Raw genomic sequence first — 8,262 nt, forward strand, 5'->3', positions numbered from 1 at the left:
ATGCCGATCAGGACCAACGGGGCGACCAGCGCGCTGTCCGCCGCAGGAGCACGCCCGAGCCAGACAAGGCCGGCTGCCGCTACAAGCAGGCCAACACCGCAGATCGTGGCTGGAGCGATCCAGCGTGCCACCTGGCCGGCAAGCAACGGCAATACCAGCAGCGGCCCAGAGAGGCAGATCATCAACTGCCCCGCCTTGATCTCGCTCATCCCCTCGATGCCGATGAAGCGGATCGGCAAGAGCACGAGCAGAACGACAAAGGCATAGGCAGGTGCGGCTGCCAGGAACTGGACGCCGACGAAACGCGGGAAGCGAAACAGCGTCAGGTCCAGCATCGGCCGGCGCACGCGCCGCTCGACAATGACGAAAGCGACAAGGCAGACGGCGGCCATACCAAGCAGCGCAATGACGAGGGGATCGGTCCAGCCGTTCTGCGGCGCCTGCAGCACGCCATAGGTCAGCGCGGCAAGCGCGATGGTGAAGGTGCCGGCTCCCGCCCAGTCTAGCCCGGTTGCATCCGGGTCGCGCGATTCGGTGACGGCGCGCAGGCCGAGGGTCGCGGCGGCAACCGCAAGCGCTGCCACCAGAAAAAAGATCGCGCGCCAGCCGAACGCGTCGATGAGCAAGCCTGAGGCAACAGGGCCGAAGGCGAGGCCGATGCCGAAGCTGGTACCGAGGAAGCTGAAGGCGCGCAGCCGCAATTGGCCGTCGAATTCCTGGGCAAGCGCAGAAGCGCCACCGGCGAAGGCGGCAGCACCGCCTATGCCTTGCAAGGCCCTGAAAATGTCGAACCAGACGATGTCAGGCGCAAGCGTGGAGCCCAGTGCGGCAAGGACATAGGTGGCGAGGCCAGCGAGGAAGATCCGCCTGCGGCCATGGTTGTCGGCCAGTGCTCCGGCCGCCATCAGGCTGGCGCCGAAGGTCAGCATGAAGGCATTCGTCACCCAATTGAGCTCGATCGGACTGCCGCCGAGATCGGCGGCAATGCGCGAGAGCGCCACGGCCGGACCGGTGAAACTCAACGGCATCGTCATGGCGGCAAGACAGACCGACAGCAGCACAAGCCATCTGCCGGCGGGGCCGGTTATGGTCATCGAAGTCATGGATTTTCCTATCTGAGGCGAGGTTTGCCGGCATGCCGCGGATTGGCGGCGCCGATCGCAAAGACAAGATAGGGCGGCGACATTTCCGGCAAAATAGTATTAAATCTCCGGTCATACCGGAATGAAGCGCTCGAATGGATTCCTGCGATGGATCGTCTCAACGGCCTTCTCGCTTTCGCCCGCACCGCCGAGCACGGCAGTTTTGTCGCCGCCGGGCGGGCGCTGGGAATCTCGGCATCCGCTGTCGGCAAGAGCGTCGCCCGACTCGAGCAGGAGCTCGGGGTGCGTCTGCTGCAACGCAGCACACGGCGCATAGGTCTGACCGAGGAGGGCAAGCTGTTCAACGAACGTGTGCGCCGCATCCTCGACGATATCGACGATGCCGAGGCGATGCTGTCGCGGACGCGCGAAACGCCACATGGGCGGCTACGCGTTTCGACCCCGATCGTCACCTATCATCTGCTTTTGCCGGTGCTTTCGGAATTCACGGCACGATACCCTGAGATCGAGCTCGATATCGATTTCAACGATCGCATCGTCGACGTCATCGAAGAGGGTATCGATGTCGCGATCCGAAGCGGCGAGCTGCCCGATTCACGATTGGTGTCGAGGCCGGTTGCGCCCTTTCGCATGATCTTATGCGCGGCCGCTTCCTACCTTGACCGCCATGGCACGCCCGGCACGCCAGCGGATCTCGCGCAGCATTTCGGCATACACTTCCGCTTTCTCAACAGCGGCAGGTTGCTCAACTGGCCGTTCATTACCGGAAGCGCGGCACCGCAGATTCGCTCGATGCTGACCTGCAACAACATGGAAGCATTGAAGGGCGCAACGATTGCCGGCTTGGGCATCGCCTGCATGCCCGATTTCCTGGTGCGGGAGGCGCTGCATGACGGAAAGCTGCGCACCGTGCTTGACGACCATGTCGACGGCCGCGGCCAGTTCCGCATGCTATGGCCGTCCAATCGCCACCTCTCGCCGAAGGTTCGCGTCTTCGTCGATTTCCTCCCCGAGCGGCTTGCAGCCGGACGATAAGTTGCGCCCGGCGAAAGCTGCGACGATGGTCAGTAGGTCGCGCGCCCGCCGGAAAGATCGAAAGTGGCACCGGTGGTGAAGGAATTCTCGTCCGAGAGCATGAAGGCGACCATGGCCGCCGCCTCCTCCACTTCGACGAAACGGCCGCGCGGCACCTTGCTGAGCATGTAGGTCACCTGGGCTTCGGTGAGCTGATCAAGAATACGGGTGCGGGCGGGCGAGGGGGTCAGCGCGTTGACGGCGATGTCATGGCTGGCGAGCTCCTTGCCGAGCGACTTGGTCAGCGCCAGCACGCCGGCCTTGGCGGCCGAATAGGCGGCGGCGTTGGGATTGCCTTCCTTGCCGGCGACGGAAGCGATGTTGACGATGCGGCCGTAATTGCGCGCGATCATGCCGGGCACCAGGCGCCGGCAGCAGTAGAAGACGCCGTTGAGGTCGATGTCGACGATCTGGCGCCATGCGGCGGGATCATAGTCCACCACGGTCGCGGCCGGCCCGGCGATGCCGGCATTGTTGACGAGAAGATCGACAGGACCGAGCGCCCGCTCGGTTTCGATGGCGGCACGATCGACGGCCTCGATTTGCGACTGGTCGCAAGTGAAGGCTTCGACGCGGCCAAGCGGCTCAAGCTCGGCCAAGGCGCTCGTCATCGCGGCCTGGTCGATGTCCCAGATGGCGACGCTTGCGCCCGACGACAGCAGGCGGCGGGCCACGGCAAGGCCGATGCCTTGCGCGCCGCCCGTCACGACGGCGACGCGGCCAGAGAGGTCGACGGCATTCAAACGGCGGTTCATGGGCATTTCCTTTATTTCCCCATGCGTTTGGTAGCGCGGATCAGTCCCTGACGTTTCGCGCCACAAGCTTGGCGACGCTTGGCCCAATGAGCAGAACGACCAGGAAGCGGGCCGACTGCAGCGCCATGACGAAGGAGATATCGACGTTCTGCGCGGCGGCGGCGATAATGGCCACACTGTCCATGCCGCCGGGGCTGGTCGCCAGATAAGCGGTCAGCGGGTCGATACCGAGCAGGCGGCTGATGACGAAGGCCAGCCCGCCACAGAATGCGATCAGCGCCACGATCGAGGCGATGATCTGCGGCAGGGCGCGTGCGGCGTGGCGCAGGATCGGTCGGGTGAAGTTCAAACCGATCGACCAGCTGACCATTGCGTAGCTGAGCGCCAGCAGCCAGGGCGGCAATTGCATCGGCACGCCGAAGCCGAGATGAACCACGGCGCCGAAGATGAAGGTGCCGAGAAAGAAGGGCGAGGGCAACCGCAGCAGCCTTCCCAGCAGGCCGCCGACGATCGCGATGCCGATGGTGGCGGCGAAGGCCATCGGGTTGATCGGCGGAAACCACACGATGGGCGGCACTTCGACGCCTGAGGTGTCGACCCACATCTTGGCAACCAGCGCCGCCGTCATCGAGACAAAGATGACGCGCAGATATTGCATGAAGGCGACGAGGCGCTGATCGGCGCCGAAGGCGCCGGCCATCAGAACCATGGCGGTGGCGGCCCCTGGCGAGGAGCCCCAGACGGCCGTGGTGCCGGGCAGGATGCGCCAGCGGCTGATCAGCCAGCCGAGCAGGCTGGAGGCAGTGAGCGTCGCCACCACTGTCCCGAAGAAGAGCGCCCATTCAGCGTAGAAGACCGGAAAGATGTCGGCGGAGATCGAATTCGCCACCAGGCAGCCAACCACGGCCTGGGCGGAGCCGAACAGCACGCGGGGCACGCGTACGGTGGCGCCGTTGGTGCCGGCCAGGATCGCGGCAAGCATCGGGCCGATCAGCAGCGCCGCCGGCAGGGCCGCGAGTTCCAGCGCACCGGCAAACAGCAGCGAGAATACCACCAGCGCCAGCCATTGCTGCGGCCAGCGCAATCGGGCCATGCGTTCAACGGACGGTTGATCCGGGGGCGATTGTTCCGGCGAGGAGTCCATATCCGGCTCTTAGACCGGGCACGGGCAAATGCGAACCCATTTTCCCGCTGAAAGTTCTATTTCTCCGGACTCGCTCTCAACCGTTCTTCTCGGAGGCTGGAAGGCCGAAGCCGCCGACCGGATGGGTCTCGACCTGGAATTCGAAACCGGCGATGAAAGGGCGCGCCTTGGCGATCGCCGCCTGGACTTCCGGCAGTTGCAGGGAAGCCTTGTGGCTTGCCTGGTCCGTCCACACTTCGGTGACCCAGATCGCGTCGGCATCTACCGGATCGGTGGCGATGATGTAGCTCAGGCAACCGGGCAGCGCGGCGGTGCTTTCACGCAGCACGTCCATGACCGCGTCGCGCTGGCCGCGTGCCGCCCGCATCTTGCCGATCAGTCCGAACATGCCTTTCCTCTCCCTGCAGGTTGTATGCTGCCCGAGTATGCAGTCGACGGCTCACGGCATCAACTGGCCACCATTGACCTCGATCACCTGGCCGATGATGTAGCCGCTCAAGAGATCGGAAGACAGGAACAGATAGGCGCCGACGCAATCATTGGCCGTTCCGGCGCGGCCCTGCGGGATGGTCGCAACCATGGCCTTCATCTGCTCGGCGCTCGAATAGCGCTCGTGAAACGGCGTCAGGATGGTGCCGGGCGCCACGGCGTTGACGCGGATGCCGAAACCGATCAACTCCTTGGCCATGCCACGCGTCACGTTGGAGACGAAGGCCTTGGACGAGCCGTAGAGGCCGGCGCCGCCGCCGGCGCCGTTGCGGGCGGCGATCGAGGTGGTGTTGATGATGAAGCCGCCCTGGCGCTTCAGCCACGGGATCGCCTTGCGCGAGGCGGTCAGCACCGATCGCGCATTGAGGTTCATCACCGCGTCGTAGTGCGCTTCGGTCTGGTCGGCATAGGCGACGCGGCCGAGCATGCCGCCGGCGTTGTTGACCAGACCTTCGAGTCGGCCGAAATGTTTTGCGCTTTCCTCAACGACGCGCTCGACGTCGGCGGGGATCGAAAAGTCGCCCTGGGTCAAAAGAACGTCGCCGCCGTCGTCGCGGATGGACCCGGCGAGCCTTTCGGCGGCTTCCCGGCTTGAATTGTAATGCAGGGCGACGCGGCATTTCTGCCGGGCATAGGCGTGGGCAAGCGCTCCGCCGATCCCGGTCGACGCGCCGGTGACCAGCACCACTTTGCCGGCAAGGTCGGGAATGACAAGTGGCATCGTCATGTTGGCTGGCACGTCGCGACCTCCGGGATTTCTACTGGCAATTGGTAGACGCTTGCCGGCCGGGCATTCAAGTCAAGAGGCGAAATCAGGGGCGCGAAATCAGGGCCGGAGATAGACATAGCCCTGGCGCTGCAGTTCCGCGAGGTTGACGACCCCGCCCTTCTCGGCGACCTGGAAGCCGTCGATCAGATCGGTGACGGCAATGTCCATGCCGCGCAATGTGTTGCCGCAGGCCTGTGGAACGAGCCCCTGCTGGACGAGGCCGGCAAACCGGCTGGATGTCGCGCCGGAAGCACTCTTCGCCTTGAAGGCGGCAAGCGCCGGGCCGTGCACGACCAGGACGATGTCGACGTTGCCGCCGGTGCCCTCATAGTGGTTCTTGATATTGCCGAGGACGAAATTGACCTTGTCGGCATCGCTGAGATGATAGGCGACCTTCAGCCTTTCCTCGTTCAAGGCGGCACTTGCCTGGCGCAGGCCGAAAAGGCCGGCCGCTCCGGCCAGGCCGGCGCGGAAAATGTCACGGCGCAGCATCGTATCCTCCTCGATTCGCCGGCTCTCGCAATTTTGCGTGGTCCGGGGCGTCACTGCCTTTTGTTCTTACGCAATTGCGGGCGGAAAACCGCCGCACACTTTTCCTGGAACTGCTCCTAGACTAGCATAAATCACAGTCCTGTCGGTGCGAGGAGGGTGGCATGACGTCAAGGATGGTTGGGGGCGCGGCGCTCGGCGCGGCACTGTTCATTTCTGGCGCCGCGCTTGCCGAGGACGCTCTCAAACTCACCGAATTGAGCCCCAACGGCGCCGACGCCTGCTTCGGCCGCGTCTATGATGCCGCCCATCTCAAGGCGCATCCGCACCAGAAGGTCGCGCGCATCTTCTTCTACTATGGCCATGACCCCGTCAGCCGGCCGAACGAGGAACCCGCCACTGACGCCGACAGCTCCTATAATGGCTTCCTCACCACCACGGTGCGCGGTGCCAAGGCGCCGGAATGGACCGGCGGCTGGTGCAACAAGGAGGATCCGGACGACAAGGCGAGCGGCATCCGTTGCGGCATGGATTGCGATCGCACGCTCGCCTCGCTCAAGGTCGACGAGAAGGGGCGGCTGATCCTCACCGATCTGCAGCCCGACGTGTATCTCGACGCGGGCGCGGAGGAGGATCTCGGCAAGGCGGAATACAACAAGCAGGCGCTGGGCAGCGAAGACGACAATTTCCGCCTCGATCCGATGCCGGCCGCCAACTGCAAGGCGGAGTTCGCGCGCATCGATCCGATCGATCCGGCGCTGGGCGCGCCACTGCGCGAACGGCTGAAGCCAGACCAACCCTTCTGCTACGGCCGCGACTATGACGACGCGCATCTGAAGTCGCATCCCGACCAGGTGACGCAGTCGATCCGCGTCTTCCGCGGTCCGATCGAGCTCGCTTCCTTCGCCGCCGGCGGCGATACCGCCAACTGGCCCGACGGCGCCGATATCGCGGTGTCGGTGACGACCAGGCAGAAGGGAGCCAAGGTTACCCAGACCTATACCTGCCAGGGCGAGGCCGACCAGTGGCGCTGCTCAGCAAGTTCGAAGATGAGCGATTTTGCCTGCGACATCTCGCAGAAGGAGATTTTCCTCAAGCGCGGCGCCGGCGGCACGATGATGCTGGCCAACCCCAACAGCGCGCTCGCCATCGTCGACCTCTGCTCGAAGGCCGCGAGTGGCAAGACGAAATCCGACGACAAGGTCTATAGGCTGAACCCGATGCCCCAATCGGCCTGCACGCCATAACTTTCGCTTCGTCATTCTATAGCGGAGCAAGGAGCGAAGCGACGCGGCGCAGACCATAGAATCCCGGGAGGCTTCGCCGAAACTTCCAAGGCTGCGATACGAATTGCCTTACGCGAAAGGCACCGCCGTCGTGCCCCTCGGCAGCTTGGCCTCGTCGTCCGGCTCGACATGGATGGTGACGCGCACGGAGGGGATCTCGGCCTTCAGCGCGTCCTCGATGCGGTCGCAGATGACATGGCTGGCGCCGACCGTCATGTCCGCGTCGACGACCAGGTGAAACTCGATGAAGGTGGCGCGCCCGGCAATGCGCGTCTTCAGGTCATGCACCTCGATTGCGCCCTTCGAATTGGCCGAGATGACGTCGCGGATTTGTATGTGCTCATGGCTGTCGACGGCGCGGTCCATCAGCCCGTTCATCGACGAGCCGATGACATGCCAGCCCTGCCACAGGATGTTGAGCGCGACAATGACGGCAAGCGCCGGGTCGAGGATCTGCCAGCCGGTCAGGACCGCGCTGACAAGGCCGCCGAACACGCCGACGGATGTCACCACATCGGTCATGATGTGCTGGCCGTCGGCGACCAGAGCCGGCGACTTCGCGTTCCGGCCGGAGCTGATCAGGGTCCAGGCCCAGATCGCGTTGATGACGGTCGCCACGCCGTTGACGGCAAGGCCTGTCCAGGGCTGCTCTAGCGGAGCCGGATGCTGCCAGGATAGCCACACCTCGTTGAGGATCAGGAGGGCTGCGACGATAATCAGCACGCCCTCGAGAACGGCGGAGAAATACTCGGCCTTGTGATGGCCGAAGGGATGGTCCTGATCGGCGGGCTTGTAGCTGACCTGGATCGCCCAGAAAGCGGCGGCCGAAGCGATGACATTGACGATCGATTCGGCCGCGTCCGAATAGAGCGCGACCGAGCCGGTGATGTACCAGGCGGCGACCTTGAGGGCGAGCACGACACCGGCGACGACGATCGACCAGAAGGCCAGCCTTTCGACCTTCTGCCTGGTCGCGGCTTTCGCCGCGGCCGCTGTCATGTCCCGCGCTTCCGTCATCGTCCCTACGCGGCCTTCTCCTTGGCCTTGCGGGGCAGATGCGCGACGATGTTCTCGATGATGCGCATGCCGGCATTGTGACCGAGCGTCATGATCGATTCCGGATGGAACTGCACGGCGGCGATCGGCTCCTTGC

At 64.4% G+C, this 8,262-nt stretch carries 9 protein-coding genes; 2 read left to right on the forward strand and 7 right to left on the reverse strand.

Annotated elements, in window-relative coordinates:
* Positions 1-1,103: MFS transporter (locus EOA29_RS17475; RefSeq protein ID WP_127221203.1), on the reverse strand; the 1,103-nt coding region annotated here is incomplete at its 3' end.
* 147 nt (positions 1,104-1,250) lie between these two features.
* Here EOA29_RS17475 and EOA29_RS17480 point away from each other — a divergent pair.
* Positions 1,251-2,138 (forward strand): LysR family transcriptional regulator, encoded by an 888-nt coding sequence (locus EOA29_RS17480; RefSeq protein ID WP_126092308.1) that lies wholly within the window; start codon positions 1,251-1,253, stop codon positions 2,136-2,138.
* Between the two features lie 29 nt (positions 2,139-2,167).
* Here the strand turns inward: EOA29_RS17480 and EOA29_RS17485 are convergent, their stop codons facing one another.
* The 5 genes from EOA29_RS17485 to EOA29_RS17505 form a co-directional block, all read right to left on the reverse strand.
* A complete protein-coding gene (locus EOA29_RS17485) occupies positions 2,168-2,920 on the reverse strand; it encodes an SDR family NAD(P)-dependent oxidoreductase (RefSeq protein ID WP_126095790.1) in 753 nt (250 codons plus the stop codon).
* 52 nt (positions 2,921-2,972) lie between these two features.
* The gene (locus tag EOA29_RS17490) at positions 2,973-4,076 is read right to left on the reverse strand and encodes an AbrB family transcriptional regulator (RefSeq protein ID WP_126092309.1); all 1,104 of its coding nucleotides are present in this window, start codon (positions 4,074-4,076) and stop codon (positions 2,973-2,975) included.
* A gap of 76 nt (positions 4,077-4,152) precedes the next feature.
* On the reverse strand, positions 4,153-4,464 hold the full coding sequence (locus EOA29_RS17495; RefSeq protein WP_126092310.1) for a putative quinol monooxygenase: 312 nt from the start codon (positions 4,462-4,464) through the stop codon (positions 4,153-4,155).
* Between the two features lie 51 nt (positions 4,465-4,515).
* Positions 4,516-5,292, reverse strand: coding sequence for an SDR family oxidoreductase (locus EOA29_RS17500; protein WP_189478915.1), 777 nt, complete (start codon positions 5,290-5,292; stop codon positions 4,516-4,518).
* Between the two features lie 99 nt (positions 5,293-5,391).
* Positions 5,392-5,826 (reverse strand): DsrE family protein, encoded by a 435-nt coding sequence (locus EOA29_RS17505; RefSeq protein WP_126092311.1) that lies wholly within the window; start codon positions 5,824-5,826, stop codon positions 5,392-5,394.
* A 161-nt stretch (positions 5,827-5,987) separates the two neighbouring features.
* On the opposite strand from EOA29_RS17505, the gene EOA29_RS17510 reads away from it, so the two are divergent.
* A complete protein-coding gene (locus EOA29_RS17510; RefSeq protein ID WP_126092312.1) occupies positions 5,988-7,070 on the forward strand; it encodes a hypothetical protein in 1,083 nt (360 codons plus the stop codon).
* A 108-nt stretch (positions 7,071-7,178) separates the two neighbouring features.
* Here the strand turns inward: EOA29_RS17510 and EOA29_RS17515 are convergent, their stop codons facing one another.
* Entirely contained in the window at positions 7,179-8,126 is a 948-nt protein-coding gene (locus EOA29_RS17515; protein WP_126092313.1) for a cation diffusion facilitator family transporter, read from the reverse strand.
* Between the last annotated feature and the right edge of the window lie 136 nt (positions 8,127-8,262).

It is taken from the genome of Mesorhizobium sp. M1E.F.Ca.ET.063.01.1.1 (assembly GCF_003998155.1).
Lineage (GTDB): Bacteria > Pseudomonadota > Alphaproteobacteria > Rhizobiales > Rhizobiaceae > Mesorhizobium.

Coding starts and splice junctions, on each gene's coding strand:
- EOA29_RS17480 (WP_126092308.1), top strand. CDS start 1,251: ATGGATCGTCTCAACGGCCTTCTCGCTTTCGCCCGCACCGCCGAGCAC.
- EOA29_RS17490 (WP_126092309.1), bottom strand. CDS start 4,076: ATGGACTCCTCGCCGGAACAATCGCCCCCGGATCAACCGTCCGTTGAA.
- EOA29_RS17495 (WP_126092310.1), bottom strand. CDS start 4,464: ATGTTCGGACTGATCGGCAAGATGCGGGCGGCACGCGGCCAGCGCGAC.
- EOA29_RS17500 (WP_189478915.1), bottom strand. CDS start 5,292: ATGACGATGCCACTTGTCATTCCCGACCTTGCCGGCAAAGTGGTGCTG.
- EOA29_RS17505 (WP_126092311.1), bottom strand. CDS start 5,826: ATGCTGCGCCGTGACATTTTCCGCGCCGGCCTGGCCGGAGCGGCCGGC.
- EOA29_RS17510 (WP_126092312.1), top strand. CDS start 5,988: ATGACGTCAAGGATGGTTGGGGGCGCGGCGCTCGGCGCGGCACTGTTC.
- EOA29_RS17515 (WP_126092313.1), bottom strand. CDS start 8,126: ATGACGGAAGCGCGGGACATGACAGCGGCCGCGGCGAAAGCCGCGACC.